This window comes from Corynebacterium aurimucosum (assembly GCF_030408555.1).
Classification (GTDB): domain Bacteria; phylum Actinomycetota; class Actinomycetes; order Mycobacteriales; family Mycobacteriaceae; genus Corynebacterium; species Corynebacterium aurimucosum.
In genome coordinates this window covers 2,555,038-2,569,473 of the sequence record NZ_CP047048.1, presented here as the reverse complement: position 1 = coordinate 2,569,473, position 14,436 = coordinate 2,555,038, and the positions used below count along the sequence as shown (strand labels likewise).

The 14,436-nt window shown below is 63.0% G+C and carries 13 protein-coding genes; 7 read left to right on the top strand and 6 right to left on the bottom strand.

Annotated features, from left to right (window positions below; all coding sequences use genetic code 11):
* Window positions 1-6: 6 nt before the first annotated feature.
* Complete coding sequence (locus CAURIM_RS12060; protein ID WP_070644477.1) at window positions 7-936, top strand: DUF5926 family protein; 930 nt, start codon at window positions 7-9, stop codon at window positions 934-936.
* Between the two features lie 108 nt (window positions 937-1,044).
* Here CAURIM_RS12060 and CAURIM_RS12055 read toward each other — a convergent pair whose 3' ends face one another.
* From CAURIM_RS12055 to CAURIM_RS12045, 3 genes are all read right to left on the bottom strand, one after another.
* A complete protein-coding gene (locus CAURIM_RS12055) occupies window positions 1,045-2,448 on the bottom strand; it encodes an LCP family protein (protein ID WP_201828975.1) in 1,404 nt (467 codons plus the stop codon).
* Between the two features lie 92 nt (window positions 2,449-2,540).
* Complete coding sequence (locus CAURIM_RS12050; RefSeq protein WP_201828976.1) at window positions 2,541-3,239, bottom strand: CPBP family intramembrane glutamic endopeptidase; 699 nt, start codon at window positions 3,237-3,239, stop codon at window positions 2,541-2,543.
* On the bottom strand, window positions 3,236-4,381 hold the full coding sequence (locus CAURIM_RS12045) for an amidase (protein ID WP_201828977.1): 1,146 nt from the start codon (window positions 4,379-4,381) through the stop codon (window positions 3,236-3,238). Before CAURIM_RS12045 ends, CAURIM_RS12050 begins: the two co-directional genes overlap by 4 nt.
* Before the next feature lie 41 nt (window positions 4,382-4,422).
* Here CAURIM_RS12045 and pheA point away from each other — a divergent pair, with 41 nt between their 5' ends.
* Both pheA and CAURIM_RS12035 read left to right on the top strand, forming a co-directional pair.
* Complete coding sequence (pheA, locus tag CAURIM_RS12040) at window positions 4,423-5,334, top strand: prephenate dehydratase (RefSeq protein WP_070730805.1); 912 nt, start codon at window positions 4,423-4,425, stop codon at window positions 5,332-5,334.
* A gap of 11 nt (window positions 5,335-5,345) precedes the next feature.
* On the top strand, window positions 5,346-5,993 hold the full coding sequence (locus CAURIM_RS12035; RefSeq protein WP_201828978.1) for a histidine phosphatase family protein: 648 nt from the start codon (window positions 5,346-5,348) through the stop codon (window positions 5,991-5,993).
* A gap of 53 nt (window positions 5,994-6,046) precedes the next feature.
* On the opposite strand, the gene CAURIM_RS12030 is transcribed toward CAURIM_RS12035, so the two are convergent.
* The 3 genes from CAURIM_RS12030 to CAURIM_RS12020 form a co-directional block, all read right to left on the bottom strand.
* The gene (locus tag CAURIM_RS12030) at window positions 6,047-6,394 is read right to left on the bottom strand and encodes a metallopeptidase family protein (protein WP_070443252.1); all 348 of its coding nucleotides are present in this window, start codon (window positions 6,392-6,394) and stop codon (window positions 6,047-6,049) included.
* Window positions 6,395-6,423: 29 nt separating this feature from the next.
* Entirely contained in the window at window positions 6,424-7,539 is a 1,116-nt protein-coding gene (locus CAURIM_RS12025) for a septum formation family protein (RefSeq protein ID WP_201828979.1), read from the bottom strand.
* A 73-nt stretch (window positions 7,540-7,612) separates the two neighbouring features.
* Window positions 7,613-8,344, bottom strand: coding sequence for a GntR family transcriptional regulator (locus CAURIM_RS12020; RefSeq protein ID WP_201828980.1), 732 nt, complete (start codon window positions 8,342-8,344; stop codon window positions 7,613-7,615).
* A gap of 66 nt (window positions 8,345-8,410) precedes the next feature.
* On the opposite strand from CAURIM_RS12020, the gene serS reads away from it, so the two are divergent.
* From serS to CAURIM_RS12000, 4 genes are all read left to right on the top strand, one after another.
* A complete protein-coding gene (gene serS, locus CAURIM_RS12015; protein WP_070644482.1) occupies window positions 8,411-9,673 on the top strand; it encodes a serine--tRNA ligase in 1,263 nt (420 codons plus the stop codon).
* Window positions 9,674-9,762: 89 nt separating this feature from the next.
* Window positions 9,763-11,553 carry a lysophospholipid acyltransferase family protein gene (locus CAURIM_RS12010; RefSeq protein ID WP_201828981.1) on the top strand — a complete coding sequence of 597 codons (1,791 nt, stop codon included), beginning with the start codon at window positions 9,763-9,765 and terminating at the stop codon, window positions 11,551-11,553.
* A gap of 330 nt (window positions 11,554-11,883) precedes the next feature.
* Complete coding sequence (locus tag CAURIM_RS12005) at window positions 11,884-13,608, top strand: glycerol-3-phosphate dehydrogenase/oxidase (protein ID WP_070644484.1); 1,725 nt, start codon at window positions 11,884-11,886, stop codon at window positions 13,606-13,608.
* Between the two features lie 76 nt (window positions 13,609-13,684).
* Window positions 13,685-14,422 carry an MIP/aquaporin family protein gene (locus CAURIM_RS12000; RefSeq protein ID WP_070443264.1) on the top strand — a complete coding sequence of 246 codons (738 nt, stop codon included), beginning with the start codon at window positions 13,685-13,687 and terminating at the stop codon, window positions 14,420-14,422.
* Window positions 14,423-14,436: the final 14 nt, after the last annotated feature.

The following is a 14,436-nucleotide window of genomic DNA, read 5'->3' as shown; positions in this document are numbered from 1 at the left end:
TTCAGTATGGCCAAGAAGAAAAAGAAGAACGAACAGCTGCCGGAGGGCATGTCCCGCCGCCAAGCTAAGCTCGCTGCCCGCGCCGCCGAGCGCGCTGCCCTGGAAAAGGACCCTCGCCCCTTTGGTGGGCTGGCCGCTGAGGCTAGCCTCGTCGCCCTGCAGGAATTTGTTCCTTCCGCAACGGCGAAGCTGTCCGTCAAGGGCTTCGACAAGGATGTCTACGTCGCCACCGTGCTGCCCGGTGCTACCGCGGCGCTCATCCGTGATGAGGAATCCGGTGGTGAGGCCTTCGTGGGCCTGCAGGTGCAGTCCCACACCCACAACCCGGGCCGCGACTTGGCTTTTGCTCTGAACTGGGTGAAGAACAACGCGCCGGGCTCCACCCTCGAGTCCACTGCTGCTGATGGTTCCCAGCCGGAGCTCAAGGAGCTGCTGGAGGAGGACGCCGAGCTGGAGATCAACGTCTACCAGGACTTCGCGTGGTGGATGCCGGAGGGCGCGCAGGTTCCTCCACAGATGGCGCAGGCTCTGCAGCGCGCCAATGATTCCGTCATCGAGTCCTACCAGGTGGGCCAGGAGGCCGAAGGCTTCGTCGGCACCGCTTTCTGGGCTAATGCCGGTGGCGGCAAGGCGCATATCCGATGGGTCCGCCCGTGCGATGACGAGAATGCTTTCCTCAATGCGCTTGCGCGCATTGCCGCTCGCGGTGAGCTCAACCTGGGCGAGAACACCAAGTTCGCCGGTGTCTTCCGCACGCATGGTCTCATCGCCCCGGTCTTTGACCTCGACCCTGAGGTTGCGCACGATTCTTACGAGTCCGAGCTGTCTCGTGTGAATAAGGCGCTGGAAGAGGAGATTTCCAACGACGCCAACCTCGATGCCGATGAGCGCAAGCAGCTGCAGAACATCAAGTCCCGTCAGGTGACGCTGCGCTAGTTCCTGGGTGCTTTAGCCCCAAAGCTTAGGTACATATCGATCAATTAAGGCTCCAAAACCTCAAGGCGGTTTTGGAGCCTTAATTGATCGAAACGACCGGTCGAAGCCTTAGCGCATGGAGTCCCAGAGCGCTTGGGCCTCAGCGTCATCCCAGAGGACGACATTGCCCACGACCGTGTCCTGGAAACCGCCGATGGGCACCGTCGTTGTCTCCACGCCTGAGGCCATCGACAGCGCCACGCGGGCAAGATGCCACACGTGGTCCTTCTCGTTGACGATGAAGGAATCCGTGGTGTGGTTGACCAGGGAGACGGCCTTGAAGGGGTTGCCAATGGTGGAGAAGGACGTTGCCTTATCCAGCAGCGCGGCGAAGAACTCGCGCTGGCGCTCGACGCGGTCCAAGTCACCCATCGCGGTAGCGCGGGTGCGCACGTAGCCAAGGGCATCTGGGCCGCGGAGCTTCTGGCAGCCCGCTTGAAGGTCGATGCCCGCGAGCGGATCGTTGATGGGCTCCTTGACGCAAATCTCCACGCCGCCCACGGAATCCACGACGTTTGCCAAGCCGCCCATGCCGATCTCCGCATAGTGATCGATGTGGAGGCCGGTGGCTTGTTCCACGGTGTGGGTCAGCAGCTGGGGCCCACCGTAGGTGAAGGCAGCATTGACCTTGTCCATGCCGAAGCCGGGCACGTCGACGTAGCTATCGCGTGGAATGGAGACCAGCTGGGCCTTTCCGGAGCTGGGGATGTGCAGAAGCATGATGGTATCGGTGCGGCCGACGCCTACATCGCCACCGGTACCTAGCTCCGCTTGTTGTTCCTCGGTGAGGCCCTGGCGGGAGTCCGAGCCCACCAACAGCCAGTTCGTCCCAGAGGTCGGCGCCACCTGTTCGGTGGGCAGGGCATCGATGCGGGTGAGGCGTGAATCCGTCCACAAGGTGAAGGCCACCATGAAGACGAGGGCGATGACGATGAGCCAGCCCAGGCAACCGAAAGCTTGCTTGACCGGGTTGACCTTCTTGCGGCGGCTATGTGGGCGTCCTGCGGCACGCCCGCGGGAGGGAGCCTGTGGGGAATAGCTGCGTGGCGGTGCGTCGGGACTTCGCCGGTATGCGCCGGCGGCAGGTTCCCGGGTGGCCGCGCTCTGGCGGGGCGCTGGGCGCGCGGGGGAGTGCTGGGCCATGTAGGCATCGACGTCGAAGCGGGTTTCCTCCGGCCGTGAGCGACGCGGGGTGGGACGCTGGGTGCGTGGGGAATTTTGAGACGGCGTGCTGCGCTGTGTGGATGGACGGCGGCGCACCGGACGGCCGTAGCGATCACGCAAGGGCTGCCCATCGGCACCAAGGACAAATTCGCCCGCGTCCTGGCCGGAGGCATGTGAGGCGTGCGGGCCAGCCGGGTCGTAGGGGCGGGAAGGCCTCGCAGAATCAGCGGAGCCCGCGCGGCGGGGAGTGCCGTGGGGCTCGCCAGCACGGCGAGCTTCGCGCTCGGGATCGCGTCCTTGGTAGGTCATGGGGAACACTGTACCGCGAAATCACTTGCGCCCCACCTATCCCACAGGGCGCGGTGGTGGTCTTTTCGGCGCGACGCTGTTCCGGGCACCGCTTAAGCGCCGAAGAGCAGTACGTAGCCCACGAAAGCGACGGCGTCGATCAGAAAGTGCGCGATGACCAGAGGCCATACCTTCCCGGTGCGGTGGAAATACCAGCCATAAAGCAGGCCCATCATGATATTGCCAAAGCCGGCGGAGACTCCCTGGTAGAGGTGGTAAGAACCGCGCAAGATAGAGGAGGCGGCCAGCGTTGCGGGTAAGGCCCACCCAGACTGCTTGAGCCTGGTCATGAACCAGTACACCACCACCAGTTCCTCCGCCCAGGCGTTGGCGAAGGATTTAATCAGCAGCACCGGGATCTCAATCCAGCTATCGAAGGCCCCCGGCACCACCTCCTTGGTCCAGCCGAAGTGCAACGCCACGTAATACAGCACCAACCCGGGAAGCCCAATAACCGCCGCCAACGCCGCGCCGTGCAGGCCGTCCCGCCACTGTGGGCGGGGCGGAAAAGAAATCAAATAAAGGGCAAGCGCTCCCCAGGCACACAGCACGGCGGCACTGCAGAGCTGGAAGGCAAAGTCCAGCAGCGAAGTCGCCGACTGCGAAGCGTTGATGGTGACCGACTGCTCGTTGAGCGGGGCCGGGTTGAGCAGAGAATCGGTCAGGCGTAGCACGGCGCGAACACCAGAGATTCCAAAAGTGATGGTGAGGACGATGAGGATTTCCGCGCGCAGGCGTGAGCGCGCGGTCATGGGTGAAGCACCTGGGCGAGGCCGAGAAGGGAGGACTCGTCAAGCGTGAGTGAGCCTAACTGCACGCCTACCGGCGGGTGATCGCGCACCGGCCAGGGCACAGAAATAGCGGGCAGCTGCGCCACGTTGAACAACGATCCCCACGGCGACCACCGCGTTTGCTCATCGAAGTTGGCCTGGTGCTCCCGTGCCAGGAAGTGCCCGCGCCGGGGTGGATCGAAGGCCAGCATGGGGCTCAAGATGGCGTCGACGTCCCACTCTTGTGCCAGCATTTCCGGTAGTTGGGCGGCGTGGGCGCGGGCCGCGGCGAATTCGGAGTCCGTGACGCGCCGGCCCTTCGCACGGATCCACTCCGCGTAACCCTCCGCGAAGTCAAGGCCAGCCAGCCGGCGACTAAAGATGTGCTGGAAGGCCTCAAAGGTGCGGGCGGCCTGGGGATAGGGGGAGATAGCCACGGTTTCGAAACCCGCGCCTTCAAAGGTAGCGGTGGCCTCTGCGACCGCGCGCAGCATGTGCGGGGCCACCTCAGCTTGAGCGAAGAGGGGATCCGTCAGCACGCCGATGCGGGCGCGCCGGGCACGCGGGTTAAGGCCATGCAGAGTTGCGGTATCGGCGATGCTGCGCGTGATGAACCCCTGCACCGAGAGATCCTCGCCGGCGGGTTTAAACCCGACGACACCGCAGGCGGCAGCCGGCACGCGAATGGAACCGCCACCGTCGGAGGCATGCGCAGCGCGCATGAGGCCCCGGGCCACCTGGACCGCCGCCCCGCCGGAGGAGCCGCCCGGGGTATGGCCCGGGTAGAGCGGATTATCCGGGTGCGGCAGGCCTACAGGTTCGGTGTCCACACGCAGGCCCAGCTCGGGTGCGGCGGATTTGCCGATGACGAGCGCGCCGGCGTCGATAAGCTCTTGCACGAAAGGAACGGTCTCCTCCGCCACGTAGGCGCGCTCGGCATGCCCGAGTGTGGTGGGCATGCCGGCGACGTCATTAAGGTCCTTGACCGAGAGAATCCAGCCGCTCAAGCGCCCGTGCGCCTGCGGCCGGCGCTCGAGGTCGAGGTACGTGAAGCCGTGCTCCGCAGGGCTCAGGCCAGATAGGTCTTCGCGCAGCTTGTCCAGAGTGAACTCGGTGCTCTCCATGGCGGCTCAGTTTAGTAGTTGTGTGAGATAAAGTTGCTGTCATGAGCACCACGATCGCATTCCTCGGGCCCGCTGGAACCTTTACGGAAGCGGCGATGCAGCATTTCGCCGCAGACTTTGCTTCCCCCGAGGGGATGCCGGTGAGCTCCCCGGCCGAGGCGCTGTCGGCGGTGCGTTCCGGTGCGGCGGATTATGCCTGCGTGGCTATCGAAAACTCCGTGGACGGGCCGGTTACTGCCACCTTTGACGCGCTTGCCGACGGCTCCCGGGTCCAGATCTACCGCGAGGTAGACCTGCCGGTGTCCTTCTCCATTCTGGTGCGCCCCGGCACTACCGCAGAGAATCTTCGCACCTTCTCTACGCATCCCGTGGCCTACCAGCAGGTGCGCGGTTGGTTGAAGCAGAACTTGCCGGACGTGGAGTATGTTCCGGCGGCGTCGAATGGTGCGGCGGCGCAGGCCGTGGCGCGCGGGGAGGTGGATGTCGCTGCCGCCCCTGCCCGCGCAGCGGAGGTCTTCGGACTGGATTCTATTGCGGAGAATGTGGCAGATGTCGCGGGGGCCACGACTCGTTTCGTCCTCGTGGGACCGGCCGGAAAGCCGACCGAGCGGACCGGCAACGACAGGACGTCCGTCATCTTCACCCTGCCCAACGAGCCGGGCTCCCTGGTAGGGGCCCTACAGGAATTCGCGCACCGCGGGGTGGACCTCTCCCGCATCGAATCCCGCCCGCTGCGCACCGTCTTCGGTAACTATCGCTTCCACGCCGATCTCATCGGACACATTGAGGACCAGCCGGTGGCGGAGGCTCTGCGGGCACTGTGGCTGCGGGCGGAGGACGTCGTGTTCGTTGGTTCCTGGCCTTCCGCCACGGCACTCGGGGAGGGCCCGCGGGATCTGGCGCGGCTGCAAGAAGCCGATGAATGGGTAGCGCAGGCGCGCACCGGCCAATAGTGTGGTGAAGCATGACCGGAAGAATCATCCTGCTGCGCCACGGCCAGACCTTTTCCAATATTGACCGCGTTATGGATACCCGGCCCCCAGGTGCCGAGCTCACCGAGCGCGGCCGCGGCCAAGCGGAAGATGTCGGCCGCGAGTTAGCTGAACTGTGCGCAGGGCGCCGTGTGCGCTTTGTGTGTTCCATTGCCTTGCGCGCTCAGCAGACCGCGATGCTGGCCGCCCGTACCTTCGGCGAGACCGCCGATGAGCGCAATGTTCCGGTGGACGTGCGTGTAGGCCTGCATGAGGTCTTTGCCGGTGATCATGAAATGAGCGGTAGTGAGGATACCCACCGCGAATACATGGTGGCACTGCGCGGCTGGCTCGACGGTGATGAGTCCGCCCGGATGCCTGGCGGTGAGAGCTACGTGGATGTGCTCGAGCGCTACCAACCGGTGTTGGAGGATCTCGCTGCGGAGCTGGAGGATGATGAAGACATCGTCGTCGTCAGCCACGGCGCCGCCATTCGCGTAGTGACGAGGCATGCCTGCGGCGTGGACCCCGATTTTGCTTATACTGGCTACATGCCGAACTGCCGCTTTACCCTCATGGAGCCGCAGGGCCAGCCTTTTGGCCAGTGGACGCTCAAGCGCTGGGCGGATACCGAAGTCTAACCCGCTGCGGCCGCGGTAGGTTTCGTTGTGGTCACGGTAGGTGCCTTGGGCGCCTACCCCCAGCCGAGCTCGTGGAGGCGCTCCTCCTCGAATCCGAAATAGTGCCCGACCTCGTGGAAGACGGTCACCATGACTTCGTGGGCGAGCTCTTCTTCCGAGTTGCTGATGGCCTGCAGAGGCTGCCGGTAAATGGAAATGGTATCCGGCAGGTAGCCGGTGTGTGAGGCGGTGCGCTGCGTGAGCATGACGCCCTCATAAAGCCCCAACAGTTCAGGGTTCTCCGGGTGCTCTTCCTCGACGAGGATGACCAGGTTGCGCATCTGATCAACGAAGCGATCCGGAATTTTATCGAGGGCCTCGCCGACCAGTTCCTCGAAGCGTTCCTCGCTGACCTCGTACATGTGATTTCTTCCTGTTTGATGACCGGAGCCTAGAGGGCCGGAGCCGCAGCTTCGGGGGTGGCGGGCGCGTCGTTCGCACCAGCTGGCTCGGCGTTCTCGCCGCCCGGCTGAGCATTCGGGTCACGCAATGGGTTGCGCTTCGGCTGCTCGGTCGGCGGGGCGCCGTTAATGCTCAGGGCCTCGCGTCCCCCTGTGGCAGAGCCGGTGATCTCGGAGAAGTGACCGTCCTTGATGTGGATCAGCGAGCAATTCACCGAACGGGATCCGCTCTCCCAGGTCTCGCGGCTCATCGCGCCCCAGAAAGGTTGCAGCGTGGACTGGTAGAGGTTCTCCTCGCCGCCCAGGTAATCCATGGCATTTTGGGTGCAGGTTTCGGAGAGGAACTTATCCATGTCCTCATCGCTGCGGTAGCCATTGGGGAACTTTTCGGCCAGGTTGATGACGGACACGGTCTCCATCTGGTGCGGTTCCTGGCAGGGCACAGTGCTGAGAGCCTGGTTCTCATCCACCTTGCGGCACTCGCCGGGCTTGGCGACGACCGCCTGGTCCACCTCGCTGACCTTGCCGGTGGATTCCTGCGGTACGCCGTTGGCGTCGGTAGTCTGCAGGCCACACAGCAAGGTACGGTCACCCTGATCCCAGGATGCGGCCGGGGGCAGGATGGAAGCAATGTCATAGCGCCCGTTGGGATCCCACTTGCCGTTGAGGTAGCTCACCGTGGGTGCTTCGCACAGCTCATCGCGCAGGGCGTTTTGGCGTGTGATATCGGGGCGCGTGGCGTTGGGGCCGAACTCGCTGGTGGGGTAGGCGCTGAGATCCTCGCGAGCCGAGACTTCGAAGCGGTGTGGTTTCTCGCAGCTGATCTGCTCAAAACCGGTGGCGGTGCCATCCGGGGCGATGTCCCAGGTCACGCATGCCCCAGCGGAGGCGGTGGTGAAGGGAGCAGCTTCACCGTCGGCGGTAGAAGGATCGGCGGCCTGACTGCCGTCGGCGCTGGAGCTAGCGGAGTCATTCCCGGCCGAATCGGTGCCGGTTGGCTCGCCGCTAAAGAGGCCGTAGGAGGCCATGAAGACGGCCGCGGCCACGGCTGCAACGAGGACGACGCGGATGGCGGAGGCGGAGCGCCATGCAGATGAAGTGCTCATAGAACTCCTCATACTACTCCCTTAGCGGCCCTGGCTTCTAGCCCGCCCAGCGCTGTTCGCCACCATGGAGCCGCTAAGTATGCGAGCGGGAGACGTGGGTCGTAAGGCGGTAGCGGTCAGTGCGGTAGACCGAGGAGCACCATTCAACCGGTCGGTCCCCCGAGCGGGCGAGGCGGGTGATGTGGAGAAGCGGGGTGTTCGGGGGGACGTCGAGAAGCTCGGCGATGTCGTCCTCCGCCGCCACCGCGGTGACTGTCTGCTCGGCTTCGGTGATGGGGACCTTGAAGGTGCTATCCAGAATCGCGTAGACGGAGTTATAGATGTCATTTTCTAGCAGCGTCGGCGCGAAGGCGGAGTTATACCAGCCATCGTCAATGGAATAAGGCTCGCCATCGCCCAAGCGCAGGCGCCGCAGGTGGGTGTGGGCCACGGTGGTTTCTGTGCCGAAAAACTCGCAGACCTCACTGGGGGCGGTGCTGCGCTCACCCAGCAGGATTCTCGAGGAAGCCTGTACTTTTTGGTAGCCCATCTCATCGGAAAAGGATGCCAAATGGAGCCGGGAGACGAGTGGGTTCGGAGCCACGAAGGTGCCCTTGCCTCGCACCCGCCGCAGGCGGCCTTCGGCCACTAAATCACCGATGGCGCGGCGTACGGTGATGCGGGAAACACCGTAGGTTTCTTCGAGAATGCGCTCGCCTGGGAGGATGTCACCGGGTTTGAGGGTGGTTCGGCAGAGCTCGGAGAGAATATCCCGCAGCTGAGCGTGCTTGGGCACGGGGCCGTCGGTAATAATGTGAGGTGCCATGTTATTCATGATAATGCGCTGGTTATGACCAGCGCAAAGGTATGGCCGTGCGCTAGACTATCCGGCGTGATTGATCTCAAGTTTCTTCGCGAAAATCCCGATGTCGTCCGCGCCTCCCAGGTAAACCGTGGGGAGGACCCCGCTTTGGTGGACCAGCTGCTTGCCGCCGATGAACAGCGCCGCGCGGCCATTGTGAAGGCAGACCAGCTGCGCTCGGAGCAGAAGGCCTTTGGCAAGAAGATTGGCCAGGCCTCCCCCGAGGAGCGCCCAGCGCTGCTGGAGGGCTCCAACGAGCTGAAGGAGAAGGTCAAGGCGGCCGGCGAGGAAGCGGCCGCGGCCGAGGCCAAGGTAACGGAGCTGCAGTATCAGCTTTCCAACGTGGTGGAGGGTGCTCCGGCGGGTGGCGAAGATGACTTCATCGTCCTCGAGGAGGTCGGTGAAAAGCCGCAGTTCGACTTCGAACCGAAGGATCACCTGGAGCTGGGTGAGACGCTGGGGCTTATCGACGTCAAGCGGGGCGCCAAAGTAGGCGGCGCACGTTTCTACTACCTCACTGGTGACGGCGCCTTCCTGCAACTGGGTATGTTGATGTTGGCTGCGCAGAAGGCGCGTGAGGCAGGCTTTAAGCTGATGATTCCGCCGGTGCTCGTGCGCCCGGACGTTATGCAGGGAACTGGCTTCTTGGGTCAGCACTCGGATGAGGTTTACTACCTGCCGGCAGATGACCTGTATCTGGTCGGCACTTCAGAGGTGGCTCTGGCCGGCTACCACAAGGAAGAGATCATCGACCTGTCCAAGGGGCCGCTGCAGTATGCAGGCTGGTCTTCCTGCTTCCGCCGCGAGGCAGGTTCGCACGGCAAGGACACCCGCGGCATCCTGCGCGTGCACCAGTTCGACAAGCTGGAGATGTTTGTCTACTGCAAGCCGGAAGACGCCGAGGAGATGCACCAGAAGCTCCTGAACATGGAAAAGGACATGCTGGCGGCGATGGAACTGCCCTACCGCACCATCGATATCGCGGGCGGAGACTTGGGCTCCTCTGCGGCGCGCAAGTTCGATAACGAGGCGTGGGTACCCACCCAGGGCACGTACCGCGAGCTCACCTCGACCTCGAATTGCACCACCTTCCAGGCGCGCCGCCTGTCCACGCGCTACCGCGATGAGAACGGCAAGACCCAGTACGCCGCCACGCTCAATGGCACCCTGGCTACCACCCGCTGGCTCGTGGCCATCCTGGAGAACCACCAGCAGGCAGATGGCTCCGTGGTGGTTCCGGAGGCCCTGCGCCCATTCGTGGGCAAGGACGTGCTGTACCCCGTAAACTCCTAGAAGAACGCGGTGCGCGGGGCTTCGCGCGCCGCCCTCTCTTGTCCCTCCTCGCTGCTCTCGACGGCGGGGTCTTAGCTGTTTGGAGCACCATGAGCGCTGTGACTAACTTCCTCTACCGGCAGATCACACACATCGGCCGCGGGGTGACTCTGGCCCAGGGGCTCAAGATGCGCTTGTCCGGGGAGGAGAATATCCCGGATAAGGGTGGGGCCGTCATCGTGTGCAACCACACGGGTTACATGGATTTCCTTTTCGGGGCCTTCTTGGCTTACCGCAAGCGCCGTTTGGTGCGCTACTTGGCTAAGGCCTCCATCTTCCAAGCGCCGGTGGCCGGGCAGCTTTTTCAGGTCATGGGGCATGTCCCGGTGGACCGTATCGATGGCGGGGCGTCGATTGTCAAAGGCATCGAACTAGCCAAGAGTGGGGAACTCGTGGGGATCTTCGCGGAGGGAACGATTTCCCGCAGCTTTGAAATTCGCAGCATGCGTAACGGTGCGGCGCGTATTGCGCATGGTGCGGGCGTTCCGATTATTCCGCAGGTTATCTTTGGCTCCCAGCGTATTTGGACGAAGGGGCAGAAGAAGCACTTGGGCCGCACGAAGACGCCGGTGCTGATTAAGGCTTTGGAGCCTTATTACACGACGGGCGATTTCGACGCGGATATCGCGGAGGTGCGCCGTCGGATGCAGGAGGCCCTGGAGGGCCTGTGGGCGGAGTATGAGACGGAGTTCGGACCGATGCCAGCCGGGGAGTTCTGGGTGCCCGCCCGCAAGGGTGGTGGGGCACCAACGCTGGAGGAGGCTGAGGCCCAGGACTCCGAGGTGGAGTCTGAGCGCTACCGCGTGCGCCGGCTGCGTGATGACCTGACTAACCTCAAGGACCGCGTCTCCGAGGCCACCGTGGAGCTCATGCGGGACCGGATGGCGCTGATGAAGCGGGATAACTCGGAAGAGGCAGAGGCAGTGCTTGGCGACGGCCCAAGCACCAACACCAATGGCAAGGAGAGCGCCGACGGCGCGGAACACATTGCTGATGCGGAAGGAAGCCCTGGCGTAGAGGCCGAAAGCTCAGCTACTGACAAAGGCAAAGAGCGCCCGCGTACTGCTCCAGAGACCCTGGAATGGATCAAGGAAAACCTTAACTCGGTGGTCGAGGAAGCGATGCGCGGCGTCGGGGAAGGCCGCGACAAGGTCACGGAAGTCATGGCGCAACTAAAGTCTGACGTCATGGAGGCTCAGGCCTCCATGACCGCGAGCAGCAAGGAAATTTTCGCCGGTTCCGTGGTGGAGCAGGGTCTACTTTCTGCGGCGACGCAATCGCGCATTATTGTCTCCCGCCTGCCGCACCGCGTGAAGGCTCAATACTCTGAGGTGCCGCGCGTGGTTGTGGCTGATCAGAGTGCGCTCAGCATGGAGAACGGGGAAATCTCGAGGCGGCTTCAGGAAGCGCTGACGCACTTGCACCCACAAGTGGAGGAGTTGGTGGTGCTCTCGCCGCAGGGAGAGGTGCTCGACGCTGCAGCCTTTGGCGACCTCCCCCAATCCTGTTGGCGGATCGCCTGTTCAGAAGGTGCTGACGGGGCACAGTTCAACGATGCTCCTGGGGGCGTAGTAGTCACGGCGTCCTCGCCCGCCGAGGGGCTGGCGGCTGTGGCGAAAAGGATCGGAGTCGAGCCTGCGGACCTTCTATTCTTTGCGAATGAGCCTGGTGATGAAACGTTTGCGGAGGGCGGGGAGGGCGTCGCCGTGCGCATGGTGGCGCTTGAGACTGCGCCCATTGAGGTGATTAAGGCTGCGCAGGCGGTGACGTATTCCACTGAGCGCTACGGAATGGCCGAGGTGCTGGAGGCCATGGCGCGCTTGCAGCAGGAGAAGAAATAAGTCTTGACACCCTGGACTTAAGAAGCATTCGCAACGCCCGTTAACACCCCCGGAAGGGGGTGTTATTTTATTTTGTCCACCTATGGAATGCCTTAAAAGATCCAGCTTACGGAAGCGGAACTTACGTGTGAGTAGCGTCTCCAGAGAGAAAATTGGGTGATCTATAGCATTGGCAGTGGGAGAAAACTTCTTCTTCATCCGCTATCCGAGCAATTAGCCGAGGAATCGGCACACTGGGTGCGTGGTGGATGAGCACAATATGCTGCGCATACCGTCAACGAGGGCAGGGCTTTCTGACGCCGTGCAGCGAGAGAGGAGACTCGGTCAACAATGACCACGACGAGTATTAACAGCTTCAACCCTGAGTATTTTGAAAAGACATGGAACGACTACTCCACCGAGGATTATGACGTCGTCATCATCGGCGGCGGCTCAGTAGGCGCTGGTGCTGCGGTGGATGCGGCCACCCGTGGCCTGAAGACAGCCGTGCTGGAGTCCCAAGACTTTGCGGCAGGAACGTCCTCGCGTTCCTCCAAGATGTTCCACGGTGGCCTGCGCTACCTGGCGATGTTTGACTTCCGCCTCGTTGCGGAGTCCCTCAAGGAGCGCGAGCTCAACATGTCTACCCTGGCCCCGCACCTGGTCAAGCCGCTGAAGTTCATCTTCCCCCTGACTCACCGCGGTTGGGAGCGCGTCATGATGTTCGGCGGCTTTACCCTCTATGACCTCATGGGTGGTGCCAAGAGCGTCCCGATGCAGAAGCACCTCACCCGCAAGGGCGTGCTCAAGGTCACCCCGGGCCTCAAGGAGGATGCCGTCGTCGGTGGCGTGCGCTACTACGACACGCTTGTCGACGACGCCCGCCACACCATGACCGTCCTGCGTACCGCCGCTGAGTATGGCGCAAGCGTGCGCACCGGCACTGAGGTTATCGGTTTCGAGAAGGACAACCGCGGCCGCATCACCGCCGCAAAGGTCCGTGACCTCGAGACCGGCCGCGAGACCACCGTGAAGGGCAAGGTCTTCATCAACGCCACGGGTGTCTGGAACGACAAGATTCAGGACATGGCCGGCGCGGAGGGTAAGTTCACCGTTCACGCCTCCAAGGGTGTGCACATCGTGGTTCCGAAGGATGCCCTCGATGCGGATGCCGCGCTGTGCTTCGTCACCGAAAAGTCCGTGCTCTTCGTCATCCCGTGGGGCGAGTACTGGATCATCGGTACCACCGACACCGATTGGGAGAAGGGCCTGTCCCTGCCGGACCCGGCTCCGACGAAGGCGGATATCGACTACATTCTGGACCAGGTCAACCAGCGCGTGCGCAACAAGATCACGCGCGAGGACATCGTTGGTGTCTACTCCGGTCTGCGCCCGCTGCTGTCCGGTAAGTCCGACTCCACCACCAACCTCTCCCGCAACCACGCCGTTGCCCGAGTAGCCCCGGGCCTCGTCTCCGTTGCTGGTGGTAAGTACACGACTTACCGCGTCATCGGTAAGGACGCGGTGGACCTGGCCGCTAAGGAACTGGGCTTCAAGGTGGCAGAATCCGTCACCGAGCGCACCCCGATCTTGGGCGCGGACGGCTACCATGCTCTGGCCAACCAGGTTCCGGCGCTTGCTCGCCGCTACAACCTCGACGAGAAGCGCATCGAGCACCTGCTTGGCCGCTACGGTTCGCTCATCAGCGAGGTGCTGGCTCCGGCCGCCGAAGATGCCTCCCTCCTTGAGCCGATTCCGGGCGCTGAGAGCTACATCTGGGCTGAGGCCCGCTACGCCGTCACCCACGAGGGTGCACTGCACATCGACGACATCGTGTCTCGCCGCCTGCGCGTAGCCATCGAATTCGCCGACCGAGGCGTTGCCGCTGCTCAGCCTATTGCTGAGTTCGTCGCGCCACTGCTGGGCTGGGACCAGAGCGACATTGAGCGCGAGGTTAGCCACTTCAAGCAGCACACCGAGGCGGAGCTTGCCGCCGAGGCTGCCCTCACCGACCGTGAGGCAAATGACATTCTCGAGCGCGCTGGCAGCGCACGAGCCACTAAGGAAGAAGCCTAAGCGTCACGGGGCCCAGCGAGGACGTTTGCTGTCTCTCGCTGGGCCTTTGTCCTAGGCAAAAGAGAAAGGACAAGTTATGACCGGAACTGATGCATTCCTGTGGGAGTTCCTTGGCACGGCAGTGCTGCTCCTGTTGGGTAACGGCGTCTGCGCCACTGTAAACCTCCGCACCTCCGCGGCGCGCGGTTCAGACTGGATCGTTATCGCAATGGGCTGGGGCCTCGGCGTCTACTTGGGTGCTAGCATCGCGGACCCCACTGGCGGTCACCTTAACCCGGCGGTGACCATCATGCTCGCTGTCAACGGCTCTCTTGAGTGGAGCCTTGTGCCTTATTACCTCCTGGGTCAGATCTTGGGCGCCATGCTCGGTGCTTTCCTGGCGTGGGCAACGTTTAAGCAGCTTTTCGATGCCAACAATGTCGACGAAGCCGGCAACGTCACCGGAGCCAACAAGAATACCGGCGGTATTTTCTTTACGAACCCGGCGCACCCGAATAACGGCTGGAACGCAGTGACAGAGTTCATCGCTACCACCGTGCTGCTTATGTTTATCGCCTTCGGTCCTGCCGGCGGCGAGCTCGGTCCGCTGAGCTACTTCGGCGTGGCCTTCGTCATCGTGTCTATCGGTCTGTCCCTCGGCACCCCCACCGGATATGCCATCAACCCGGTTCGTGACCTCGGCCCCCGCATCATGTACGCCTTTGTCCTCCCCATCAAAGACAAGGGCACTGGAAACTGGAGCTATGCCTGGGTTCCGGTCGTCGCGCCGACTCTCTCGGCCGTCGCCGTTGGCCTGCTATCCATAGCCCTTTAAAACACCCCCGACAA

What these genes read in the sequence shown, in the direction of transcription:
- CAURIM_RS12020 (WP_201828980.1), bottom strand. Translation starts at nt 8,344, where the DNA reads ATGGCACCTCACATTATTACCGACGGCCCCGTGCCCAAGCACGCTCAG.
- CAURIM_RS12035 (WP_201828978.1), top strand. Translation starts at nt 5,346, where the DNA reads ATGACCGGAAGAATCATCCTGCTGCGCCACGGCCAGACCTTTTCCAAT.
- CAURIM_RS12050 (WP_201828976.1), bottom strand. Translation starts at nt 3,239, where the DNA reads ATGACCGCGCGCTCACGCCTGCGCGCGGAAATCCTCATCGTCCTCACC.
- CAURIM_RS12005 (WP_070644484.1), top strand. Translation starts at nt 11,884, where the DNA reads ATGACCACGACGAGTATTAACAGCTTCAACCCTGAGTATTTTGAAAAG.
- CAURIM_RS12055 (WP_201828975.1), bottom strand. Translation starts at nt 2,448, where the DNA reads ATGACCTACCAAGGACGCGATCCCGAGCGCGAAGCTCGCCGTGCTGGC.
- CAURIM_RS12000 (WP_070443264.1), top strand. Translation starts at nt 13,685, where the DNA reads ATGACCGGAACTGATGCATTCCTGTGGGAGTTCCTTGGCACGGCAGTG.
- CAURIM_RS12060 (WP_070644477.1), top strand. Translation starts at nt 7, where the DNA reads ATGGCCAAGAAGAAAAAGAAGAACGAACAGCTGCCGGAGGGCATGTCC.
- pheA (WP_070730805.1), top strand. Translation starts at nt 4,423, where the DNA reads ATGAGCACCACGATCGCATTCCTCGGGCCCGCTGGAACCTTTACGGAA.
- CAURIM_RS12010 (WP_201828981.1), top strand. Translation starts at nt 9,763, where the DNA reads ATGAGCGCTGTGACTAACTTCCTCTACCGGCAGATCACACACATCGGC.
- CAURIM_RS12025 (WP_201828979.1), bottom strand. Translation starts at nt 7,539, where the DNA reads ATGAGCACTTCATCTGCATGGCGCTCCGCCTCCGCCATCCGCGTCGTC.
- CAURIM_RS12030 (WP_070443252.1), bottom strand. Translation starts at nt 6,394, where the DNA reads ATGTACGAGGTCAGCGAGGAACGCTTCGAGGAACTGGTCGGCGAGGCC.
- CAURIM_RS12045 (WP_201828977.1), bottom strand. Translation starts at nt 4,381, where the DNA reads ATGGAGAGCACCGAGTTCACTCTGGACAAGCTGCGCGAAGACCTATCT.